Genomic DNA, 21,177 nt, shown 5'->3' with positions numbered 1-21,177 from the left:
TAAAAATCTTTTTTGATTTTTAGCGGAGAAGAATATGCAAAAACTGTTTGAAAAGAATATAAAATATTTTTATGAAAATTTACCTCATTATTATGAACTTATTAAAAATATAAAAACTAGAAATTATTTAATTAAAAATGATAATATTTATGACAGAAATGGAAACAAACTATATCCAAATTCAATCGAAGAAGATTCAAACTCCTTTGCTTTTTATCCTACCCACAATCCATTATGGGAAAAAAAGTTTTTTTATATCACACCAATAAAATGGGAAAAAAAATTTCTTTTAACAGGAAAAATTATTAATAAAATACAAAAAAAAGCAAAATCTTTAAATAGTTATACAAATGGTTTTTATTTTGATAACGACTTTTTACCCACAACTGCTATTTTTGGACTAATATCAGGAAAACATCTTGAAAAACTAGTAGATAATTTTGAGTTTCAATCTCTATTTGTTTATGAACCAAATCCAGAGTTTTTTGCAATAAGTTTATATTTTGTAGATTATGAAAAAATTTACAATAAACTAAAAGATAGGTTCTTTTTATGGGTAAATGGAAAGGTAGATTACTTTGCAATAGAAAAATTCTTTTTTGAGAGAAAAGTAACATCAAGTTTCTTAACACTAACTCTTACAACCTATAATCATCCATTTATTGAAGATGCTAAATCAAAATTTGAAGAAATAAGAGTTACAAAATTAAGGGGCTGGGGAACATATGAAGATGAGATTAAAGGTATTAAAAATCACTTACAAAATATAAACAAATATCCTATCCTAACAAAACAAAAAAAATTAAATATTCCAGTATGTATAGTAGCAAATGGTAAAAGCTTAGAAAAAAACATTGACTTTATCAAAAAAAATAAAGATTCAATGATTATAGTTTCAGTTGGAACTGCACTAAAACCATTAATAAATGCTGGTATTGAAAGTGATTTTCATATCGAACAAGAAAGAATAGATGTACTAGTAGAAGCTCTAAAAGACATATTGCCAAATTTCAATGGATATTTTATTGGAGCAAATGTAGTACACCCAGCTGTTTTTAAAATGGCTAAAAAGCCTTTAATGTACTTAAGAGAAGCTTTTTGTTTGTCAAATAAGTTTGTACTAAAAGGCTCATCTCCAATTGTAGGTAATGCAGGATTTGCATTTGGAAGCTTAATTTCAAATGAAATTTATTTATGCGGAATGGATTTGGGATTTAGACTTGGAGATAAAAAACATTCAAAAAATAGCTTTTATGATAAAGAAGATGATATTGCAACAAATGGTATAAAAATTAAAGGAAATTTTAGTGACGATATTTATACCGACTCTTTGCTTTTAACATCAAAACAAAATCTAGAAAAAATGATTAAAAACTTTAATCTAAAGGTATACAATCTAAGCGATGGTGCTTTCATAGAAGGAAGTATTCCGTTAAAAAATAAAATTCTTCCAAAAATTGATAAACAAAAATATATTCACGAAATAAGAAATTACTTTAGTAATTCAAAAGTAACTCAGCAAAAACTTAACTTACTAAAAATATTAAAACCAATAAAATCTATTTTAAATAAAAAAGTTTCAAACTATAAAGAATTAACAGGACTTATAGACTTTATAGATAATGCAATAGATACTCTAGAGAGTAAATACCCTCAAGAATACACTATTTTAAGAGGTTCTTTATCTCATATTTTAAATAATTTATATATTATTTCGCATAAGATTAATATATCTGATATACCAAGCCTAACACAAATTATTCAAAAAGAATTATTCAATTTTCATAAAGACTTTGAAAAAATTTTCAATAAATTTTTATAATAGCTTTCGCTATTTTTTAAAATTAATTTTAAATATCTTTTGAAGGCTTATGAATATAAAAACCTTGAAATCCATCTATTCCTAAGCTTTTACAAATATCATAAACTTTTTTATTTTTTACATATTCTGCTACTGTCTCTATCCCAAGAGATTTTGCAAAGTTTACAATTGCTAATACTATATTTATTAAATTTTCATTTACATCTAAATCTTTAATTAAAGACCCATCAATTTTTATAATATCTGGTCTAAGTTCACTAAGATAAACAAAATTACTATATCCACTCCCAAAATCATCAATAGCAATTTTTACTCCATTCTCTCTCATTTTATCAATAAACTCTTTTACACTATCAAAATCTAAAATAGCATCAGTTTCAATTAACTCAATTATAAGCCTGTCATTCAGATTATACTCTTTTATATTTTTTAACAAATAATCAACTGTTGATATGTTTTTAATATCTTTATAAGAAAAATTTATTGAAAAATTAAATGATTTATCTTTCATATACTCAAATGTCTTATTTATCATAAGTTTTGTTAAAGTATGATAATATCTAGTACCTCTAATTGAATCTAAAAACTCAAAAGGAGAAACTAACCTATCTTTATCCTGTATTCTAACCAATGCCTCATAAGTTGGTATTTTCTTTTCTATCTTTTGAAAAACTGGTACAATATTTTTCTCTTTTAAAGCCACTTTAACAAAACTTATAGTTTTTAGCTCATTTTCTATATTTTTTTCAATTTCTAAGCTTTTAGAATATTTAATTAATTGAATATTATGATGTTTTGCGTAATGAAGAGCTAAGTCTGCTTTTATTTTTATATCTTTTTCTCTCTCAACAACTGCAGCTACTATATCTATATCAATCTTTATTTCTTCGTTTTCTACTCTTACTGTCAACGGATATCTATAAAAATAGTTTATAATTGAACTTGCAAACTGAACCAAATTTTCTTCCTCAAAAAATAAAATAAAAAAATTATCTCCACTAATTCTATATACTTTTGCTTTGTTAGGCGTTTTTTCACACAAGATTTTGCTAAATGATTCCAATATTTCATCTCCAATTTTTTCACCATATCTATCATTTATTGAAGAAAATTTTCTTATATCAAAAAGTACTCCACCAAAAGGTTTTCGAGACAAATCTCTCTCAAACAAAAACTTACTTCCAAGACCTGTTACCTTATCAAAATATAATTTTTTATCAAGTTCTTTAAATGCCATGTTTATTAAATGAATAAGTCCATGAATATCATCAAATTTCTTATGCCTTAGATATAAATTTTTATTCTCAACATCTCCACCTTCACTAAGCCCTACATAACACCCCGTATGATGAAAAAAATACTCATTATAAATCTCTCCATATCCAAAAAAACCTATATTTGGAACATTTTTTAATATTTTTATTTCATTCTCTGCAATATTAAAAATTGAATATTTTCTAGCAACACAATAAAAAGCAATTATTACTTCAACTTTATTTTTCAAAAACTTCTCAAATGTAGATTTTGCTTCATTAAAAACTAACTCATTATCTATTATTCCAAATTGAACTTTATCACCCTCTTTAAAACATCCTCCAAATACTAAAGCATTAGATTGAACATCTATAACAGCTCTAGCTAATTTTACGCCATATTCATTTTTTATAAGAGGAATTTCTAATCCTATTTTTTTTATATAATTATCTACATATTCGCCAAAATAATACTTATAAATATCAAGTGCTTTTTGATTTTCAAGTTCATACACAATATTATTTTTACTTTTTGTTACTCTTAAAGATTTTCCAATCCCTCTCCAACCAAAAATATAAGAAGTGGTAACTATTAAATCATCTGAATCAATAACACATCCTAAAATAGCATTTTCATAAACTCTTTTTTCATCAAATACGAAAGATTTCCTAAACTTTAAATTATCTCCTGCAATAGAACCAATTACTGGAACATTATCATTAATAAATTTAATTCCCTCAATTACTCTTTCATAAAAAACATTAATTCCACTCATAAAGGTTATCATTAACTTTGACTTTGATGAAAAAAGCTCTTTTGCTATATTTTTGCCTACTTCAAAAAAATTATCTCCAAACTCAATTACTTTAGTCTTTACTTCACTCTTTTCAAAAAAATAAAAACCTAAAATACATTTACCATCTTCTATATTAGAATTAATTATCTCTCCTGCGGTTGTAGTACCAATTATTTTTGCCTTTGGAAAATAACTTTTTAATATTTTAATTACATTCAAAATATAAGGCCTATTTACAATCCCGCTAAAAATAGTTATCAATAAATCTTTATATTCATAATGCTGGACATTTTTTATATTCTCTTCACTAAATTCACAAGCATAAAATTTCATTTTATACTTTCTATAAACTCTCTTATCTTATCATTTAAAGGTAGAATAAGTTGCTTGCGTTTACTACTCTCTCCTTTTAGTGTAATATCGCTTTTTGAAACTTTAAATAATTTCGAGACAAACTTTATAAGCTCTTTATTTGCAGCACCTTCAACTGCAGGAGCTTTTATATTAATTTTTAAAGAATCTCCATATAGTCCAGCAATTTTGTTCTTTGATGAATTAGGTTGAGCTTTTATATTTATAAGAATTTTATTGTCCTTTATTTCATAAAACACAAAAACTCCTTTTTATTTTATATATTCTAAAATCAAATCCAAATCAACTTTATTTTTTATCGATGTCTTTTTAATTTTTTCTAGTTTTTCAGGAATATCATCAATATTACACACTTCAATATTTTCAACTTCCTTGTAAAGTGCTTTTTGATTAAAGTAGTATTTTCCACTAATTATTGGTACATTAAAAAAAGCTGGTTCAATTGGATTATGACCTCCTACATTATCAACAAAACTCCCACAAAGAATAACAACATCAGCCACAGCATATAAATTTATAAGTTCCCCCATCTTATCCATTAAAATCAAATCACCTTCTAATTCAATAATATTCTCAACTTCAGACTTGGAACTTAGAACTTGGAACTTGGAACTTATCCTTTTCACTTCTCCAAACTTATTCATAATTTCATAAACTTCATCAAATCTTTCCGGATGTCTTGGAACTACTACTACCTGATATTTATTTAAATCAATTTTAGATAAAATCATCTTTTCCTCATTTTTATGAGTCGAAGCTAAAACAATTAAAGGTTTACTTTTTTTATACTTTTTAGTAATTAAAGGCTTAAAATATGTTTTAATATTTCCTACAACTTCTACACGTTTCGCACCAAGAGTTAATAGTCTTTGTTTATCTATTTCACTTTGAGCTAAAACAATATCAATATTTTCAAAAATTTTTTTATAAAACCACTTAAATTTCAAATACTTAGGATAACTTTTATCGCTAATTCTGGCATTAAGCAAAACTGTCTTTTCACATCTTCTTTTTGCAATATAAAAAAGCATATACCAAAGCTCAGCCTCCATTACCACTAAAGTCCTACAAGGTCTAATCCAAAAAGGCAAAAAAATCTCAAATGGTAAAAATCTAACTTCTGCATTTTTATATTTTTTTGCCTCATCAAACCCAGTCTGGGTAATTACACTAAAGTTTACTTTTTCAAACTTCTTTAAAATACCTCTTAAGGCTCTAGTCTCTCCTAAAGAACAAGCATGAAACCAATATCTTTTTTGTGAAAACATAGGATTTTTATATAAAAAAAAGCGGGCAAGAAGTGAAGTTTTATATTTTTTTTTGAAAATAAGAACAATTAATAGAGGCAAAGAAAAAATATAAAGAAAAAATGCTAAAAAATAATAAAGAAAAAACATTACTCCTTATCTTTATCCTCATCTTCAATAAATAAAACTCTTCCACAGTGTGGACAAGTAACTATTTCTTCTCCTTTTAAAACTTCAGAATAAATTTTATCATTTATTCTCATATTACATCCTGTACAAGCTTGCTTTTTAATTGGAGTAACTGCTGTGATTCCAGCCCATCTTTTAATTTTTTCATAAAATCTATAAATTTGAGGATTCATCTCTTTAATTAAATTATCTCTTTTTTGATAAATCTCTCTTTTTTGAGCATCAACTGTTTCAAGTTTTTTATCCACATCAAGTTTTGTAATAGTAATATCAGCATCAACTTTTTCTATTTCTTTAAGCAATTTTTGCTTTTCTTCTTCTTTTTGTTCTATCATCTTTTCAAGTCTTGCGATATCATCATTTGCCGCTTCAATTTGCTCACGAGCTAATTCCTCTTCTATTTGTAAAGCTTTAAATTCTTTCTCAGTTTTTACTTTAGTTTGTTTTTCCTCAAGATTTTTAAGTTTTTCTTTTAATTCAGAAATCAAAAGTTCATTTTTACTTTTTTTAAGTTTTAAATTTCTAATCTCATCTTCAAGCTTTTCTAATCTATCTTCAAAAGAACTCTTTTGATTTTCAAGCTTAATTAAAGGCGCCTTTATATTTGCTTCTACTGGCTCAAGCTCTTTTAACTTTCTCTCAAGTCTATTAAGTTCAATTAACTCTTTTAAAAATTTATTCATTCTCTGCCTTTTTTATTGAAATTATATCAAATTAAGCTAAATGGATTTTGAGAATTTATTTTTATAATTTCAACATTTAAATTTTTTATCTCCTCATATAAAGCTTCTACAAAGTATTTTTCACTTTCATGATGACCTATATCAATTAAATTAATCCCTCGAGATTTCGCATCCATAGCTTCATGGTATTTGATATCCCCTGTCAAAAAGCAATCAGCTCTAATTACATCTAATAAACTCATTCCAGCCCCAGTTGTAATCGCAACTTTTCTTATATCTTCTTTTGCTTTTACTACTTTTAAATGCTCTAAATTAATTTTTTCTTTTACTAGTTTAACTAATTCATCAAATTTTATATTAACATCTGCATAAAAAACAAAATCTTCTTTTTTACCTTCAAACCCTAAAACTTTTTTAGCAAAATATTCATTAAGATGGGTTTTATCAAAATTTGTATGCATTGCAATTAGTGAAATATTTTTTTGTATTAGCTTTATCAAATATTTTGTAGCAAATCTATCAGGTAAAACTTTTTTTATTCCTTTAAAAATCAAAGGATGATGGGTAATAAGAATAGAATTTTCTTCTATCTCTTCTATTACACTTTCATCAATATCAAGAGAAATATAAACTTTTCTTATTTCATTTTCAAAATCTCCAATATTTAATCCACTATTATCCCACTCTTCTTGCAATGAAAAAGGGGATATTTCATCTAGAAAATTATATATTTCTTTTACTTTCATTCTTCCTCTTTGTTATGAATCTCTGCGTATTGCTCTGCTACTGCTTTTGCAAGTTCACGGATTTTTAAAATATAGTTTTGTCTCTCAGTTTGAGATATAGCTTTTCTTGCATCAAGTACATTAAAGATATGAGATGCAAAAATAGTATAATCATATGCCGGTAGCGGCAATTTTGCTTCTATACATCTTTTTGCCTCGTTTCTACTATCTTCAAACCATCTAAAAAGCATATCAACATTTGCTACTTCAAAATTATACTTTGAAAACTCAAATTCACCTCTTTTATGCATATCTCCATAAGTTGTATTTTCATTCCATTTTATATCATATACATTATCAACACCTTGAAGATACATTGCAAGTCTCTCAGTCCCATATGTAATTTCAACTGGCACAGGAAATGTTTTTAGACCTCCTACTTGTTGAAAATATGTAAACTGAGTAACTTCCATACCATCAAGCCATACTTCCCATCCAAGTCCCCAAGCACCCAGTGTTGGTGACTCCCAGTTGTCTTCTACAAATCTAACATCATGATTTTTTAAGTCAAGTCCTAAATATTCAAGACTTTCCAGATAAATTTCTTGGATATTATCAGGGCTTGGTTTCATAATAACTTGAAACTGATAATAACTTCCAAGTCTATTTGGATTTTCTCCATATCTCCCATCAGTAGGTCTACGACTAGGTGCTACATAAGCTACATTCCAAGGTCTGTTTTCAAGACTTCTAAGAAGTGTTGCTGGATGGAATGTCCCAGCCCCACTTGGAAAATCATAAGGCATTACAATATTACAACCTTTATTTTTCCAAAACTCTTGTAACTTTAAAAGTAAATCACTAAAATACATTATATATCTCCTTTAAATAGCATATAATCTCCTACATTTGCATTAGCCGCACGAGCAACCACCTCACACTTTACTTTAAATAAATAAAAAACTTCCCTACCACACTCTCCATAAAGACACTCAAAATTCCCCATTCCCTTGCTTATAACCATATCAGAAGTATAAAAAATCTCTTTTGCTTTTTCATTTACAAATTTTAGATGAAATCCAGGACTTGGCACTCCACTATCAATAACCTGAGCCTCATTTAAAATATCAAGAGCTTTTAAATCCTTCATTGTTACATCATTAATTACAGGTCTTCCTCTTACTATATAATAAACTTTTGGATTATAAATTTCCTTTATTGTTTCTATTAAAATTTCATCAAATACATTCTCACCTGCATTATCAGCAAGATAACAAATAGTTTTAGCCTTAGTTAATTTTTCTTTAAATTCATCATAATTATTTTTTTTAAATACCATTTCAAATATTTTTTTAATCTCTTTTTTTAAATTATACTCTTGATGAATACCAAGATCAATTACATTTCCAGCAACTGCAATTTTACAAGCATCTAAAAGTTTATTTTTTGATTTTTTAAGTCTATTTTTAAGAATAGGCTTAAATTTTAAAGCTTCTAAAATTGCTTCTTTTTTCTCTTTTTCAAATAAATCATTAATTCCTAAAATTTTACTAACTTTTTCATACTGTTTGGCTGCAATTTCAGGAGAAGTTACATTAATATCGTATTTACTTAAAATATTTGCACTTGTTTTTAATACCTCGCTAGCTTTTTTATCATCAAGACTAAATTTTTCAGTTATATTATATATTTGCTTATAAATACATAAATAACACTCTTTAGCTATATTCATTTAATACCTAACTCCTTTTTAATTACAGGTTCATTAAATCCACAAATCCATTTATTTCCTATTAGAATCACAGGTACACCTCTACATCCATGTCTTTCACAATCTTTTGCAGCTTTACTATCTTTACTGATATCAATTTTAGAAAATCTAATTTTATTTTTTCTAAAAAACTGCTCAGCCCTTGTACACCAAATACATCCAGGTGCAGTAAAGAGCACTACTCTTTTTGCCATTTTTCCTCCTTTATTTGAAATTTACTAGTTTCTAGTTCCAGGTTCCACGTATAAATTAACTTAGATCGGTTGGCTACCTGGCTACTTCTCTTCGTCTTCTTTTTTAAGCACTTGTCCCCACATAAGCTTATATTTTCGCTTGCAAAACTCAAGTTCTTCTTGGATTATTTCAAGCTGTTTTTGAAGTCTCTCAATTGTTTTCTTCTGCACTTCATAATCTTCTTGAATAGAGTAAATAGATTCTTTTAAAAATTGGTTTTCTTCTTTTAATGCAGCAATTGTTTCATCTTTACTCATTAAAACTTTTTCATGAAGAGTTAAAAACATGCCGATAGTTTTCTCAACAACAGATTGTTCTTTTTCAATTATCTGTAGTGTTGGCTCAGGCACAATAGCCTTAGCCATTGATTCTACTTCTATATACACAGTATCATCTTGCTTTTTACATTTAAGTTTTTTTTGCTTACAAAGAACAATTATCTCTTTTTTAGTTTTTCCAGTTAATTTGGAAAATTCTTCAATACTTAACCAAGTCTGCATTAATCAAGTCTTACTTCCACTTCTTTTGAGTCAAGTTCAACTTTTTTTGCTTGAGCATTTCTATCTTCTTCTAGTTTAGCTTTTAGTTCATCATCATTGTTTGCTAAAATTTGAAGAGCTAAATATGCTGCATTTTTAGCTCCAGCTTTTCCAACTGCAACAGTTGCTACTGGCATACCTCCTGGCATTTGAACAGTACTTAAAAGTGCATCAAGCCCATCCATCATTCCACTTGGCATTGGAACACCAATAACAGGTCTAGTTGTTAAACTTGCTACAACTCCTGCTAAATGAGCTGCCATTCCTGCACCACAAATGAAAACTTTAGCACCTTTTTTCTCAGCTTCTTTTACATAAGCATGAGTTCTATCAGGTGTTCTGTGAGCTGAAGTAATAATTAACTCATATGGAATTTGAAACTTTTCTAATACTTTAACTGCTTCTCTCATAATTTCATAATCACTTTTACTTCCCATTAAAATACTTACAAACCTCATAATTACTCCTTTTTTTAATTATTTTTAATTAAAAGTTTAAATTTAATTTTATCTTTCACTTTTCATTTCTCACTTGGAACCTGGAACTTGGCAACTTCTTATTATACTCCATTTGGAGCAAATTCAACTTTTTTTCTCAAAAATGTTAAATATGGTAAATCACAAGGCAATTTTATTGGATTTTGATTTCCGCTATGAACACTTTTTAACTCTTTTCCTGAAATAGTCATAATTTTATCGAATTTCACATACCATTTTCCATTTTTTTCAAAAATTTCTCCTATTTCATTTTTACAAGTAGCAATTTTTGATTCTTTTGGTAAAACAATTTCAAGCACATCCCCTAGAAATATTTTATATTTACACATAAATGTTTTGTTGTCTTCATTTATAATACCAGCTACTTGCCACTCTCCATAAGTTAAAGAAGTTTCAAGGTTTTGAGTATCATTTCTCTCAAACGGTCTTTTTACAATATATGCATCAGTTAAACCTCTATTTTTAGTAGTTAAAATCTCATTTAAATACTTTTTACATTCACACTTGCCTGTTTTATACCATTCATCAATAGCATCTCTATATGCTTTTGTAACAACTCCTACATAATATGGTGCTTTAGTACGCCCTTCAATCTTTACACTATCAATAACATCACTTTCTAAAATTTCAGGAATATGCTCGATTAAACATAAATCTTTTGCATTCATAATATATGTACCATCTGAAAACTCCTCTAATTTAAACATAGTACCAGTTTCTGGGTTTTCAGCATATAAAACATAAGGATATCTACAATCATTTGCACAACTTCCCTTATTTGGATTTCTTCCAAATTGCACTGCACTCAAAAGACATCTTCCAGAATATGCAAAACACATTGCTCCATGAACAAATATTTCAATTTCAATATCTGGAACTTTTTCTTTTATTCTTATTAAATCTTTAAGAGTAGTCTCACGAGCTGCTATTATTCTTTTTACTCCTAAATCTTTATAAGCTATATAATCCCAAGAATTTAAGGCATTTGCTTGAGTTGAGAGATGTATATCAATTTCAGGTGCTAGTTCACGAGCTTTCATTATTACACCAAGAGTTGAAACAATTAAAGCATCAACACCTATTTCTTTTAACTTTTTTATATGCTCCTCAACAATTGATAGTTGATTTTCAAAAGGAAACGAATTAACTGTTGCATAAACTTTAACTCCTCTTTTGTGCGCATAATCAACCGCTTCTTTAAAGGTTTCATAATCAAACTCTTTTCCACTATGACACCTAAGTGAAAAATGACTAACTCCAGCATAAACAGCATCAGCTCCATATTCAATTGCTATTTTTAATTTTTCAAAATCTCCTGCTGGTGAAAGTAGTTCAACTTTTTTCATTTATCACACTCCAAACTGTTTAAGTAATTCTTCAATATCTTCCTCACTAACAACATCTTCATTTTCATCTCCATGTATGTGATGAGCACTTTTGACTCTCTCTTCATCAGGTAATCTTCCTTCGAATAATTTATTCATATATTTAATAAGAGCTCTCATAATATTAATAACCCTTTCTATTTTTTGTCTATGAATATCCTGATATTGCATAATCTCAAGCGCCATTAATACTTTGTTTTCTACTTCATCGCTTTCATTTAAAATTTCATTTATTTCATTAATTTTTTCATTTATCGAGTTTAGCTCTTTTTCAAAAGTCTTAATATCAGGAAATTTTTCATGCAGTTTTTCAAAAATAGTTTTTTGATGTTCTAGAAATTCCAAAATACTCTTAAAACTCGAAATATATTTTTCTAAATCATCAGAAATTGAAGTAATTATTTCAAGAACCTGAGAAGCCTTTTCTTCACTTTCTTTTGTTACTTCATCAAGTTGTGCTACTACTTTATGTTTATCATCCGCAGGTGGCGGATATATTTCCTCATCTTCATTATTATTTTCAATTTCATTTTCTAATTCTTCACCAGCATTATCTTCTATGTCTTCCATATTCTCTAAATCATTATGAGAATTTAATAAAGCATCAAGTTCCTCTTGTGTCATGGCCGCCTCTTTTTTTGATTAATTATATATAATTTCATTTAAAAAGGCAAAACATGCTAGATTTACATAATCATACTCCTCTTTGCAAACATGCAACAGGCGAACCTCTCGAATATGTAGAAGAAGCCATTAAAAAAGAGATAAAAATTTACGGTTTTGCAGACCATGCCCCTATGGAATTTGATAAAAAATATAGAATGAGTTTTGATGAAATGAAACTATATGAAAAAAAAATAAAAAACCTTAAAAAAAAATATAACAATAAAATAACAATTTTACTTGGATATGAAGTTGATTTCACACCAACAAAATATATAGATAAAAGAGTTCTAAAATCAGATGTAGACTATTTAATAGGAAGTGTCCATTTTCTTGATAATTGGGGATTTGATAATCCTGAATTTATAAAAGAATGGGAAACAAGAAATGTAGATGATATATATAAGGAATATTTTAGCTATATTGAAAAACTTGCAGACTCAAAACTTTTTCAAATAGTAGGACATATTGATTTAATTAAAGTTTTCGGATATAAACCAAAAAAAAGCTTAAAAGATATTGCAAAAAATGCTATAAAAGCTATAAAAAAAGCTAATATGGCAGTCGAAATTAATACAGCAGGTCTTAGAAAACCTGTAAAAGAACTATATCCATCAGATGAACTGCTTGAAATGATTTTAAATGAAGGAATAGACTTAACTACCTCATCAGATGCTCATTCACTAAATCAAGTTGGATTTAAATTAAAAGAAACTATACAAAAACTTAAAAATTTAGGAGTTGACAAACTAGTTTTCTTCGAAAAAAAATCAAAACAATACTATAAAATATAAAGGAGAGTAATGATTTATTTAAGTTTATTAATGGCTATTAGATTTTTAGGTCTTTTTATTGTTATGCCTGTTTTATCTATATATGCAATGAATCTTCAAGAAGCTACAGAATTTAGTGTAGGAATTGCACTTGGAGCGTATGCTCTTTCTCAAGTATTTTTACAAATCCCATTTGGAAAACTTGCCGATAAATACAACAAAAAAATTATTTTAGTTGTTGGTCTATTTTTGTTATTTTTAGGGAGTTTAGTTTGTGCTTTTTCTACAAATATTTATATGCTAATTTTTGGACGACTTCTTCAAGGAGCTGGTGCTATTGGTGGCGTAATACTAGCATATATTGCAGATTTAACTGATGAAAATTCTCGCACAAAAGCATTTGCAAGAATGGGACAGTTTATTGCATTAAGTTTTGCTTTATCTATGATTTTAGGTCCAACAATTGGTACTACCTATGGCACAGACAAATTATTTATTTTAACCGCAGTACTCGCCCTAATTTCAATATATTTAGTAATAAAAAAAATACCTCCAGCTCCAAAAATTATACATTCAAAAAAAAGCTCACTAAAAGACATATTAACTAATAAAGAACTATTAAAACTATTCTTCTCAGGTTTTATGCAAAAAGGTCTTATGAGTGTGTTTTTCTTACTTATTCCTTTAGTTTTTACTCAAAATTTTAGATATGAAAAAACTGAACTATGGAAAATTTATATACCAGCTCTAATACTAGGTTTTTTTGCCCTGCCTCTTGGAGCAATTTTAGCTGAAAAAAAAGAAAAAGGAAAACTTGTATTTATTTTATCAGCATTTAATATATTAGTTGCCCTACTTTTTTTCCTACTTGGATTAGAAAACCACTCTTCAGTTGTCGCATTAATTGGAGTAATTTTATTTTTCTTTGGCTTTAATTTACTCGAACCAGTATTACAAAGTTTTGTTAGTAAAGTAGCATATGCTCATCAAAAAGCAACAGCTTTATCTACTTCAAATACAATCCAATATCTTGGAATTTTCTTAGGAGGCGCAGTTAGTGGTTACTTTCTAAAACATTCTCTTTTAGTTCCATTTTTATTTATTACAATAATTGTAAGTATAGTTTGGGTTATATCTCTTATTAAAATGAAATCTATTAAAAAATTCAAAATAGTTGAATATACTAACTTTAATAAAGACTTTATTGAAAAAATTAAAACTCAAAAAAATGTATATGACTTTTATGAAAGAGATGGAAAGCTAATAGTTAGATACATTATATAAGGTTAGTAGAGGTTAGTAGAGGACATTGACATTAATTTATTACTCTAATACCTCTACAACCTCTAATACATTTGGAACAATTTTTGCTAGAGCCTTATAAAAAGGCAATAGATGTTTAGATTAATTATAATATTCTTTTTAATCTTTTTTGCAAATGCCGAAAAAATAAAAGATATTTCTTCAATTGTAGGTGTTAGGGACAACCAGCTAATTGGATATGGACTTGTTGTAGGGCTTAATGGAAGTGGGGATTCATCTTCAAAGTTTACCAATCAAACCCTCTCAAACTTATTAAAAAATGTAAATGTTAAACTAGACCCAAAAGATATTAAGTCTAAAAATGTAGCAGCTGTAATGGTAACAGCTACGCTTCCTCCTTTTGCAAGAGAAGGAGATAAAATTGATGTAACCGTTTCATCAATTGGAGATGCTAAATCCTTACAAGGAGGAGTATTATTAATTACACCTTTAAAAGGTGTAAATGGAAAAATATATGCACTAGCTCAGGGACCAATTACAATAGGAGGGTTTAATCTAAAAGGTGGTAAAAACCAAAAGCATTTCACAACTACTGTTAAAGTAATAAACGGTGCAACGGTTGAAAGAGCAATTGTTTGGGATATATATCACCAAAATTTTGCTACTTTATCTTTAAATAAAAGCGATTTTGATTTAGCTGTAAAAATTCAAAACACTATAAATAAACATTTTAAAGAAAAAGTAGCAATTGCTATTGATCCAAGAACAGTTCAGTTAAAAAAACCAAAAAATCTTTCAATGCCAGAATTCCTAGCAAATGTAGAAAATCTAAATATTTTAGTACCTAGAGAATCAGTAATAGTTATTGATGAAAGAACCGGAACAGTTGTTGCTGGAAGTGATATAACAGTAAAACCAACAGTTATAATGTATGGCAATTTTACTATAAAAATAGAAAAAGAAACAAATGTATTAGAACTAACTCAGAATTTACAAAAAGTAAAAGCTAGCCCACAAGATATTATAGCAATACTCGAAAATTTAAGAGCATCAAATGCACTTACAGCAAAATTGATTATAAATTAAGGAGAAATTATGCAAATAAATAGTTTTTTGCAAACTAATCAAATAAATATAACAAAAGAAAAAAACTTAGAAAAATTAAAAAAAGAATGTGATGCATTTGAAGCTGAAATATTAAACTTTTTTTTAAAAGAAGCTCTTGAATCTAAAAACGCTCTTTTTCCAGAGAGTCCTGGTGAAAAAATTTATAAAGCAATGTATGAAGAAACTTTATCTCAAGAAATAAGTGGAAACTTTGGTTACTCTAAACTTTTATTTGATTACCTAAAAAATAAAGTGTAAATGCCGATTTATAAAAATAAAAAAATTCTTAAAAGAAGGCTAAAATGATTAGAAAAATTTCGGCATATACACTAAACACTATTCAAAATAGTAACGAAAAAATACAAGTTCAAAAAACAAAACAAACTCAAAAAATACCACGGGTGGAGGAAATAAAAGAAGCCTTGCAAAACGGTACATATAAAATAGATATAGAAAAAACTGCAACTTCTTTTGCAAAGGCTCTTCTTTAATCTCCACCCCTAAAAAGGGGATAAAATGCTAACTCTTAAACTAAATCAAATAATTGATACTCTAGATAAATTAATAAAAATAACTGAGGAAGATATTAAAAATATAAAAAAAGCAAATCATGAAGCAGTTTTTTCAAACACTACTCCAAAAGAAAAATTAGCCGGGAAATTTTATGAATTAAAAAACGAAATTGACTTAATTTTAGTAAAAAGAAACAAACCAATCGAAGAAATTTTTACCCCTGAAGAAGCAAAACTTTTTGATGAATTCAGAGAAAAGTTAAATATTTTTCATCAAAAACACAGACATTTCTCACGCCTTGCTTTAAGTGTAGCAAACTTTTATAACACTCTTTTACTCAAAATAAAACAAGAAAAGCAAATCAGCTATAACGAAACAGCAACTTTTGACTCTAAATTACAATTAAAGGCTTAAAAATGGCTATTTCTTCATCTTTATCAACTGCCCTAAGTGGTCTTAATGCCCATCAAATAGCCATTCAAACTACTTCAAATAATATATCAAACGCTTCAAATCCAGATTATGTAAGACAAAGAGCAGTATTTAGCTCTCTTTCTTCTATTAATTCAATTCCAGGAGATATTGGCACTGGTGTAGAAATCAGTAGTATTTATAGAATAACTGATGTATTTTTATTTAATAGAATGACGAAAACTTCTCAAGACCTTCAAAAATATTCAACTATGGAACAATATCTAAAAGAAATATCTACATATTTCCCTGATACAAATGATGAGGGACTTTTTAAAGATATTGAAGAATTTTTTAACGCTTGGAAAACATTTGCTAGTAATCCAAATGATGGAAGTGCAAAAGTAGATTTAGCAGCAAAAACTCAAATTCTTAGCGATACTTTTCATATGTTAACAAATAAACTAAAAGATATTCAAAAAAATATAAACGACGAAATAAAATCAAAAGTAGATGAAGCAAATAATATTTTAAAACAAATTGCAGATATTAACAAACAAATATCTGCTCATGAAGCAAATAACATTTCTAATGCAAATGAACTTAGAGATAAAAGAGATGCTCTTGAGAAAAGATTAAAAGAACTTTTAGGTGTTAGTATATACAAAAATGATGTTCAATCAATACCTGTACAAGGAGAAAACACTGTAGATTATACAAAAGATTATCAAATTACTCTTGGAGGATATTCTTTATTAAATAATAATACTTATAACCCATTAAAAACCTTAGATGTAATAGGAAATACAAATATAGCGATCCAAAAAGAAGATTTTAGCGAAGTTGATATTACAAAAAGTATTGATGGAGAAATTGGGGGATTACTTCAAATTAGAGGATATGAGTTTAATGATGACTCTACCCCAAAAGATGGTAATATTGGAGATATCTTAAGCTCACTAAATGCTCTTGCACAAGGAATGATTAGAAGTATTAACTCTATATATTCATATTCAGCAAAACCTTCTATCCAAACAGATAACAACTACAAAATAATTAGCATTTCTCAAGATTTAGCTAAAAAACCTCTTTCTTTGATTAGTGATTATCTATCACATCCTGTAAGAAAAGGTATTATGAAACTAAATATATATGATGATAACTCAAACCAAATAGACACTGTATCAGTAAAAATTGATCCCAATAAAAGTATTAATGAAATTATTAGTGATATAAATAACACACTAAATGGAAAAACCTCAACTACTGCTAAACTTGTAAATGGAGAAATAAAATTTGTAACTCCAGATGGAAAAGAATCTACAAATGTTTTAGTAAAAGATGATGGAAGTTTGCTTTTTAGCGCATTAAATGAACTTGAATATATGCCTCTTAACAAGATAAATACTACAAAATTACCTATTCCTCTTGAAAATGGTAATTTTGATATAGTAGTTTATGATGATAATGGTGAAGAAATAGCAAGACGAACAATTACTATAAATATGGATTCAAAAGATCCAAAATATTCAACACTTGAAGGAATAATTGCTCAAATAAACACTCCTAATATAGACGACAATCAAGATAACAATCCAAATAATGATATAGACGATTACTATGAAGCAAAAATTTTAAATGGTCAATTTATTTTATCTCCTAAAAAAGAAAATATTTTTGTAGGATTAGATAACGATACAGCAAACTTTGGAGGAAGCTTAGGAGTTAATAAATTTCTTGATGGAAAAGATGCTTTTACTATTAATTTAAGAGATGAATTAGCAAATGACCCAAGTATTATTAATGCATATAAAGCTCCAAATGAAGGAAACAATGAAGTAGCAAATCAAATATTAGAACTTCAATTTCAAAATATAACCTTTTATAAAAATGGAAAATCTACTCAAAACACTATTACTGGATTTTATAGACTTACTACTTCTTCTCTTGCAAATGAAACTGCAGCAGTAAGTACAAAAAAAGAAACAACTGAAACTCTTTTTACAAGTATCCAAAATGAATACTATTCAATAAGTGGAGTAAATATTGATGAAGAGTTAATTAATCTTGAAAAATTTCAAAGAGGGTATCAAGCAAATGCAAAAGTAATAACAACTATAAATCAAATGCTTGATGCACTATTTGGTATAAAACAATAATAAATAATTAGATTTAGTAAAGAATAAAGAATGATAAATTACAAAAGTGAGTTGATATGGAAACGATAAAAACAAAACTGGATGAATTAATAAAAAATAATATTTATGAAGTAAATGAAGAAAAACTTGACCCAATAATTATTGCAAAAAAATATAATGATGAATATATTTCATTAATTGCTTCACTTTTTGCATATGGGAATGTAAAAGCAATTTTAAAGTTTTTAAACTCACTTGATCTAAATAATCTAAACTCAAATGATTCATACTATAGATTCCAAACAAAAGAAGATGTAAAAGTTTTTCTAGATACTTTAAAAAAAATGAAAGACAAATATTCATTAAATGAACTTTTCTTAAAAGGATATGAAAAAACAAAAAATCCAATTGATGGAATTAGAGAAATAATTATAAAAATTTATGAAACTACTCCTTATAAATCAAAAGGTTATGAATTTTTAATAGGTAAAATTCCTCCAAATTGTACAAAAGGAGTTAGTCCATATAAAAGATGGAATATGTTTTTAAGATGGATGATAAGAAGAGACGATCTTGATTTAGGACTATGGGAAGGAGTTGACAAAAAAGATTTAATAATTCCTCTTGATACTCATACTCACAAAGTTTCAATAAAACTTAGTCTTTTAAAAAGAAAAACATATGATTTACAAGCAGCTATAGAACTTACAAATAAACTAAAAGAATTTGATCCGCTTGATCCTTTAAAATATGATTTTGCACTCTATAGAATTGGTCAACTAAATATAACGTTGCCAAGTAGCCAAGTTCCAAGCAAATGAAGTAGTGAAGTTCCAAGTTCCAGGTTCCAAGTAATATAGGATTTAGGATTTTGAGTGAAATAAATAACAAACTACCAATTATTTCTCACTATTCACTACTCACTAAAATTCAGTAATATTTTCTAATTTTTTCACAATTCACTATTAAAATAAACTTAATAATATGATACAATTCCATCAAAAAGGACTTTTCTATGAATGAACTGTGGTTATTTTTTGGCTTTTTAGGTCACGACCCATATACTCAACTAATTGTACATACAATTCTTGCAGCTATTTTAGCAGTAGCAGTAGCAAAACTTGCTACAAGAAAACTTCAATTAGTACCAAGCGGTTGCCAAAACGTAATGGAAGCAGTAGTTAGTGGGATTTTAGCTATTGGTAAAGATGTTGCAGATGAAAAAACTGCAAGAAAATATTTAACTCTTGCTGGAAGTTTAGCAATTTTTATTTTTATGGGTAACTTACTTGGTATAATCCCTGGGTTTGAATCTCCGACAGGAAATGTAAACCTAACTTTAACACTAGCTTTAATGGTATTTTTATTCTATCACTTTGAAGGTATTAGAGCTCAAGGTATAGTACACTATATTGCTCACTTTGCAGGTCCTGTAAAATGGCTAGCTCCTTTAATGTTCCCTGTTGAAATACTTTCACATTTTTCTAGAATTATCTCACTTGCATTCAGGTTATTTGGTAACATAAAAGGGGACGACCTATTTTTAGCAGTTCTACTAATGCTGGCTCCTTGGGTATTCCCTCTTGCAGGTTATGCATTACTTACATTTTCAGCATTCTTACAAGCTTTCGTATTTATGGTATTAACATATGTTTACCTATATGGAGCTATTTCAGGTCAAGAAGAAACTCTATAAAAAATTTTGCATAGGGCTTATTTTAAGTCCTATGTATAACTTTAATATGTTTTTTATTACTCAAAGACACTCTCTAACTACAAATTTGTCCAAGTTCCTCAAATTACAAAAAACCTCTTAAAAGTTACAAGGATTTTTTTATGATTAAATATATGATTACAGACCCCAAATACTCTTTAAAAGAAACTTTTGAAGCTATAAAAAAGCATAAACCTGAGTTTATTTGCTATAGAAATAAAGAGTATTTTGATGAAAATGAAATATTGCAGTTTGCAAACTTTGCTAAAAAATATTCAAAAATTTTTATAAATTTTGATAGTTTAAAAAATGAAAAATTACTTGAAATGTTCGATGGAGTACATATTCCATCAAGCAAGCTTAATTTTATTAAAGAATTTAAAAACAAAAAAATAGTCATAGCATCAACCCATAATCCTCTAGAAGTCAAAAAAGCTAGTGTTGCTGATTTTATCACTTTTTCTCCAATATTTCAGTCAAAAAATAGATGTGGACTTGGTATTCATGTATTAAATCATATTTGCAACCTACATCCAAAAGTTATAGCTCTTGGAGGAATTGTCTCACAAGACCAAGTTAAAGAAATAAAAAAAACTAAAGCAGTTGGCTTTGGTAGTATTAGATACTTTTATAAAAGAAGTTAAACTCTTACTAAGAATAATCAAATTCACCACTATAAAAATTTCTCTATGCATTGTTTATAATCCTTTAAAAGTTTTAAAGAAAAAAATTCTTTTCTTTTTAAATAATACCAATTCCAAGATGTTTAGACACTTCAGTATAATAAAATTTATACCAATTGACAATGGAAAATGGACAATGGAAAATGATGAAAAGTATTGAAATTAAGGAAATTTTAAACATTTATAAAGTAACTAACTAATTAAGAATTGGTATTAGTTAATCAAATACAACCAATTAAAGCATATACTTCTATTTAAAAACTATGACTATATTAGAATTGATATTACTTTATCTTCATAAACATTTGAATATGCAAAATGACCATCTGTGTAATATCTTTCTACCTTTGGCAAATCAAAATTAAACGATAATAAACTTTCAATATCTTTTTTTTGGA

Annotated in this window: 23 protein-coding genes; 11 read left to right on the top strand and 12 right to left on the bottom strand. The window is 27.4% G+C overall.

Features of this window, described 5'->3' with window-relative positions; genetic code table 11:
• Positions 1-34 precede the first annotated feature (34 nt).
• Positions 35-1,822, top strand: coding sequence for a motility associated factor glycosyltransferase family protein (locus tag ACYQ1U_RS08220; RefSeq protein WP_459886643.1), 1,788 nt, complete (start codon positions 35-37; stop codon positions 1,820-1,822).
• A gap of 28 nt (positions 1,823-1,850) precedes the next feature.
• Here ACYQ1U_RS08220 and ACYQ1U_RS08215 read toward each other — a convergent pair whose 3' ends face one another.
• The 12 genes from ACYQ1U_RS08215 to ACYQ1U_RS08160 all read right to left on the bottom strand — a co-directional run bounded on the left by ACYQ1U_RS08215 (position 1,851) and on the right by ACYQ1U_RS08160 (position 12,138).
• Entirely contained in the window at positions 1,851-4,205 is a 2,355-nt protein-coding gene (locus tag ACYQ1U_RS08215; protein WP_459886640.1) for a bifunctional diguanylate cyclase/phosphodiesterase, read from the bottom strand.
• Complete coding sequence (locus ACYQ1U_RS08210; protein WP_459886638.1) at positions 4,202-4,483, bottom strand: DUF167 domain-containing protein; 282 nt, start codon at positions 4,481-4,483, stop codon at positions 4,202-4,204. Before ACYQ1U_RS08210 ends, ACYQ1U_RS08215 begins: the two co-directional genes overlap by 4 nt.
• A 12-nt stretch (positions 4,484-4,495) precedes the next feature.
• The gene (waaA, locus tag ACYQ1U_RS08205) at positions 4,496-5,641 is read right to left on the bottom strand and encodes a lipid IV(A) 3-deoxy-D-manno-octulosonic acid transferase (protein WP_459886635.1); all 1,146 of its coding nucleotides are present in this window, start codon (positions 5,639-5,641) and stop codon (positions 4,496-4,498) included.
• The gene (locus ACYQ1U_RS08200; RefSeq protein ID WP_459886633.1) at positions 5,641-6,363 is read right to left on the bottom strand and encodes a zinc ribbon domain-containing protein; all 723 of its coding nucleotides are present in this window, start codon (positions 6,361-6,363) and stop codon (positions 5,641-5,643) included. Before ACYQ1U_RS08200 ends, waaA begins: the two co-directional genes overlap by 1 nt.
• 26 nt (positions 6,364-6,389) lie before the next feature.
• Positions 6,390-7,109 (bottom strand): Nif3-like dinuclear metal center hexameric protein, encoded by a 720-nt coding sequence (locus tag ACYQ1U_RS08195; RefSeq protein WP_459886630.1) that lies wholly within the window; start codon positions 7,107-7,109, stop codon positions 6,390-6,392.
• A complete protein-coding gene (gene glyQ / locus ACYQ1U_RS08190) occupies positions 7,106-7,963 on the bottom strand; it encodes a glycine--tRNA ligase subunit alpha (RefSeq protein WP_459887182.1) in 858 nt (285 codons plus the stop codon). The genes ACYQ1U_RS08195 and glyQ overlap by 4 nt, the downstream gene beginning before the upstream one ends.
• Positions 7,960-8,820 carry a damage-control phosphatase ARMT1 family protein gene (locus tag ACYQ1U_RS08185; RefSeq protein WP_459886627.1) on the bottom strand — a complete coding sequence of 287 codons (861 nt, stop codon included), beginning with the start codon at positions 8,818-8,820 and terminating at the stop codon, positions 7,960-7,962. Before ACYQ1U_RS08185 ends, glyQ begins: the two co-directional genes overlap by 4 nt.
• Positions 8,817-9,053, bottom strand: a complete 237-nt coding sequence (locus ACYQ1U_RS08180) for a glutaredoxin family protein (RefSeq protein ID WP_459886624.1) — start codon at positions 9,051-9,053, stop codon at positions 8,817-8,819. The genes ACYQ1U_RS08185 and ACYQ1U_RS08180 overlap by 4 nt, the downstream gene beginning before the upstream one ends.
• Positions 9,054-9,134: 81 nt before the next feature.
• A complete protein-coding gene (locus ACYQ1U_RS08175) occupies positions 9,135-9,593 on the bottom strand; it encodes a DUF3972 domain-containing protein (RefSeq protein WP_459886621.1) in 459 nt (152 codons plus the stop codon).
• Positions 9,593-10,090 carry a 5-(carboxyamino)imidazole ribonucleotide mutase gene (gene purE, locus ACYQ1U_RS08170; protein ID WP_459886618.1) on the bottom strand — a complete coding sequence of 166 codons (498 nt, stop codon included), beginning with the start codon at positions 10,088-10,090 and terminating at the stop codon, positions 9,593-9,595. Before purE ends, ACYQ1U_RS08175 begins: the two co-directional genes overlap by 1 nt.
• 101 nt (positions 10,091-10,191) lie before the next feature.
• Positions 10,192-11,475, bottom strand: coding sequence for a peptidase U32 family protein (locus ACYQ1U_RS08165; RefSeq protein WP_459886615.1), 1,284 nt, complete (start codon positions 11,473-11,475; stop codon positions 10,192-10,194).
• A 3-nt stretch (positions 11,476-11,478) separates the two neighbouring features.
• The gene (locus tag ACYQ1U_RS08160) at positions 11,479-12,138 is read right to left on the bottom strand and encodes a hypothetical protein (RefSeq protein ID WP_459886612.1); all 660 of its coding nucleotides are present in this window, start codon (positions 12,136-12,138) and stop codon (positions 11,479-11,481) included.
• Positions 12,139-12,191: 53 nt separating this feature from the next.
• Here ACYQ1U_RS08160 and ACYQ1U_RS08155 point away from each other — a divergent pair, with 53 nt between their 5' ends.
• The 10 genes from ACYQ1U_RS08155 (at position 12,192) to ACYQ1U_RS08110 (ending at position 20,740) form a co-directional block, all read left to right on the top strand.
• Positions 12,192-12,971: a histidinol-phosphatase HisJ family protein gene (locus ACYQ1U_RS08155; protein ID WP_459886609.1), complete on the top strand. Its 780-nt coding sequence runs from the start codon at positions 12,192-12,194 to the stop codon at positions 12,969-12,971.
• 9 nt (positions 12,972-12,980) lie between these two features.
• The gene (locus tag ACYQ1U_RS08150; RefSeq protein WP_459886607.1) at positions 12,981-14,234 is read left to right on the top strand and encodes an MFS transporter; all 1,254 of its coding nucleotides are present in this window, start codon (positions 12,981-12,983) and stop codon (positions 14,232-14,234) included.
• A gap of 111 nt (positions 14,235-14,345) precedes the next feature.
• Entirely contained in the window at positions 14,346-15,299 is a 954-nt protein-coding gene (locus tag ACYQ1U_RS08145) for a flagellar basal body P-ring protein FlgI (protein WP_459886604.1), read from the top strand.
• A 9-nt stretch (positions 15,300-15,308) separates the two neighbouring features.
• Complete coding sequence (locus ACYQ1U_RS08140; RefSeq protein WP_459886602.1) at positions 15,309-15,578, top strand: rod-binding protein; 270 nt, start codon at positions 15,309-15,311, stop codon at positions 15,576-15,578.
• Positions 15,579-15,622: 44 nt separating this feature from the next.
• Complete coding sequence (locus ACYQ1U_RS08135; protein ID WP_459886600.1) at positions 15,623-15,811, top strand: flagellar biosynthesis anti-sigma factor FlgM; 189 nt, start codon at positions 15,623-15,625, stop codon at positions 15,809-15,811.
• A 25-nt stretch (positions 15,812-15,836) separates the two neighbouring features.
• Positions 15,837-16,247: a hypothetical protein gene (locus tag ACYQ1U_RS08130; protein WP_459886596.1), complete on the top strand. Its 411-nt coding sequence runs from the start codon at positions 15,837-15,839 to the stop codon at positions 16,245-16,247.
• 2 nt (positions 16,248-16,249) lie between these two features.
• A complete protein-coding gene (gene flgK / locus ACYQ1U_RS08125; protein ID WP_459886594.1) occupies positions 16,250-18,403 on the top strand; it encodes a flagellar hook-associated protein FlgK in 2,154 nt (717 codons plus the stop codon).
• A 56-nt stretch (positions 18,404-18,459) separates the two neighbouring features.
• Positions 18,460-19,203 (top strand): TIGR02757 family protein, encoded by a 744-nt coding sequence (locus ACYQ1U_RS08120; protein WP_459886592.1) that lies wholly within the window; start codon positions 18,460-18,462, stop codon positions 19,201-19,203.
• Between the two features lie 194 nt (positions 19,204-19,397).
• Positions 19,398-20,078 carry a F0F1 ATP synthase subunit A gene (locus tag ACYQ1U_RS08115; protein ID WP_459886579.1) on the top strand — a complete coding sequence of 227 codons (681 nt, stop codon included), beginning with the start codon at positions 19,398-19,400 and terminating at the stop codon, positions 20,076-20,078.
• A 140-nt stretch (positions 20,079-20,218) separates the two neighbouring features.
• Positions 20,219-20,740 carry a thiamine phosphate synthase gene (locus tag ACYQ1U_RS08110; RefSeq protein WP_459886577.1) on the top strand — a complete coding sequence of 174 codons (522 nt, stop codon included), beginning with the start codon at positions 20,219-20,221 and terminating at the stop codon, positions 20,738-20,740.
• Positions 20,741-21,177: the final 437 nt, after the last annotated feature.

The organism is Caminibacter profundus, assembly GCF_054657155.1.
The sequence above is the reverse complement of the archived record's forward strand: the minus strand, read 5'-3'. Positions and strand labels throughout refer to the sequence as shown.

Excerpts from the sequence above, each read along its gene's own strand:
- ACYQ1U_RS08220 (WP_459886643.1), top strand. The coding sequence starts at position 35 with ATGCAAAAACTGTTTGAAAAGAATATAAAATATTTTTATGAAAATTTA.
- ACYQ1U_RS08215 (WP_459886640.1), bottom strand. The coding sequence starts at position 4,205 with ATGAAATTTTATGCTTGTGAATTTAGTGAAGAGAATATAAAAAATGTC.
- waaA (WP_459886635.1), bottom strand. The coding sequence starts at position 5,641 with ATGTTTTTTCTTTATTATTTTTTAGCATTTTTTCTTTATATTTTTTCT.
- ACYQ1U_RS08200 (WP_459886633.1), bottom strand. The coding sequence starts at position 6,363 with ATGAATAAATTTTTAAAAGAGTTAATTGAACTTAATAGACTTGAGAGA.
- ACYQ1U_RS08195 (WP_459886630.1), bottom strand. The coding sequence starts at position 7,109 with ATGAAAGTAAAAGAAATATATAATTTTCTAGATGAAATATCCCCTTTT.
- ACYQ1U_RS08185 (WP_459886627.1), bottom strand. The coding sequence starts at position 8,820 with ATGAATATAGCTAAAGAGTGTTATTTATGTATTTATAAGCAAATATAT.
- ACYQ1U_RS08180 (WP_459886624.1), bottom strand. The coding sequence starts at position 9,053 with ATGGCAAAAAGAGTAGTGCTCTTTACTGCACCTGGATGTATTTGGTGT.
- ACYQ1U_RS08175 (WP_459886621.1), bottom strand. The coding sequence starts at position 9,593 with ATGCAGACTTGGTTAAGTATTGAAGAATTTTCCAAATTAACTGGAAAA.
- purE (WP_459886618.1), bottom strand. The coding sequence starts at position 10,090 with ATGAGGTTTGTAAGTATTTTAATGGGAAGTAAAAGTGATTATGAAATT.
- ACYQ1U_RS08165 (WP_459886615.1), bottom strand. The coding sequence starts at position 11,475 with ATGAAAAAAGTTGAACTACTTTCACCAGCAGGAGATTTTGAAAAATTA.
- ACYQ1U_RS08160 (WP_459886612.1), bottom strand. The coding sequence starts at position 12,138 with ATGACACAAGAGGAACTTGATGCTTTATTAAATTCTCATAATGATTTA.
- ACYQ1U_RS08155 (WP_459886609.1), top strand. The coding sequence starts at position 12,192 with ATGCTAGATTTACATAATCATACTCCTCTTTGCAAACATGCAACAGGC.
- ACYQ1U_RS08150 (WP_459886607.1), top strand. The coding sequence starts at position 12,981 with ATGATTTATTTAAGTTTATTAATGGCTATTAGATTTTTAGGTCTTTTT.
- ACYQ1U_RS08145 (WP_459886604.1), top strand. The coding sequence starts at position 14,346 with ATGTTTAGATTAATTATAATATTCTTTTTAATCTTTTTTGCAAATGCC.
- ACYQ1U_RS08140 (WP_459886602.1), top strand. The coding sequence starts at position 15,309 with ATGCAAATAAATAGTTTTTTGCAAACTAATCAAATAAATATAACAAAA.
- ACYQ1U_RS08135 (WP_459886600.1), top strand. The coding sequence starts at position 15,623 with ATGATTAGAAAAATTTCGGCATATACACTAAACACTATTCAAAATAGT.
- ACYQ1U_RS08130 (WP_459886596.1), top strand. The coding sequence starts at position 15,837 with ATGCTAACTCTTAAACTAAATCAAATAATTGATACTCTAGATAAATTA.
- flgK (WP_459886594.1), top strand. The coding sequence starts at position 16,250 with ATGGCTATTTCTTCATCTTTATCAACTGCCCTAAGTGGTCTTAATGCC.
- ACYQ1U_RS08120 (WP_459886592.1), top strand. The coding sequence starts at position 18,460 with ATGGAAACGATAAAAACAAAACTGGATGAATTAATAAAAAATAATATT.
- ACYQ1U_RS08115 (WP_459886579.1), top strand. The coding sequence starts at position 19,398 with ATGAATGAACTGTGGTTATTTTTTGGCTTTTTAGGTCACGACCCATAT.
- ACYQ1U_RS08110 (WP_459886577.1), top strand. The coding sequence starts at position 20,219 with ATGATTAAATATATGATTACAGACCCCAAATACTCTTTAAAAGAAACT.